This window comes from Vibrio sp. 704, assembly GCF_033339295.1.
The window spans coordinates 1-784 of sequence record NZ_JAWOUH010000324.1 but is presented as its reverse complement, the minus strand read 5'-3'; the positions used below and the strand labels follow the sequence as shown (position 1 = coordinate 784).

Below are 784 nucleotides of genomic sequence, written 5' to 3'. Positions count from 1 at the left end.
GGAATATAAACGCGATAACCCATAATCCTGCCAAGTTCATTCCAAGGTGGGTAAAGTTGGTATGCGTGAGATTTCCTGTTACGATTCGCCACCATTCACCATGACGTATGTTGTAAGCGTGCCATTCGGTGAGGCTCGCCATTGGTTCGAATTGTAGTACTAAGCAGATAACGCTGATGATGGTCAGCAATGTATAAAGGTTCACTCTATGTCTCGTTATTGTTCTCAGTGTGGAAAATCGCGCAAAGCCTGTATTTGCCAATGGATCGTACCGCTAGCAAGCGGGGTTGAACTTATCATTCTTCAGCATACGAGTGAAGCGCATCGTCCACTTGGTACGGCACGGATTCTCAATTTGAGTTTAAAGAACTGTACTTGTTTGATTGGCGAGGATTTTTCTGACGACGCTCAGTTAAACGCGTTGCTCACCGATGAAGCGTATCAGCATTTTATCCTTTATCCGTCGGAGCAATCACAGTGCCTTTCAGACATTGCGTGTACCGAGAGCGAGCGCACAAGAAAAACACGCCTAATTTTGCTCGATGGCACGTGGAAAAAAGCCTATAAAATGTGGCAGCTTTCCACCAACTTGCACGCTTTAACCACAGTAAAGCTTCCCGAGGATTTACAAGGTCACTATACAATTCGTAAAGCGCCTTCAGACAACAGTCTTTCGACAGTGGAAGCAGGGTTTTATGCGTTGAGTTTATTGGAGCCGGATAACGACTTCTCGCCGCTACTTAATGCTTTTGACAGGATGATTGAATTTCAAATCGCCCAGATG

The 784-nt window shown here is 45.3% G+C and carries 2 protein-coding genes; one reads left to right on the top strand and one right to left on the bottom strand.

The features are described from left to right. A partial coding sequence (locus R7R24_RS26215) for a rhomboid family intramembrane serine protease (RefSeq protein ID WP_318120050.1) occupies window positions 1-205 on the bottom strand: 205 nt, incomplete at its 3' end. A gap of 3 nt (window positions 206-208) precedes the next feature. Between R7R24_RS26215 and R7R24_RS26210 the strand changes: the two genes are divergently transcribed. Then, window positions 209-784 (top strand): tRNA-uridine aminocarboxypropyltransferase (locus R7R24_RS26210; protein WP_318120048.1); only part of this gene is annotated, 576 nt, incomplete at its 3' end.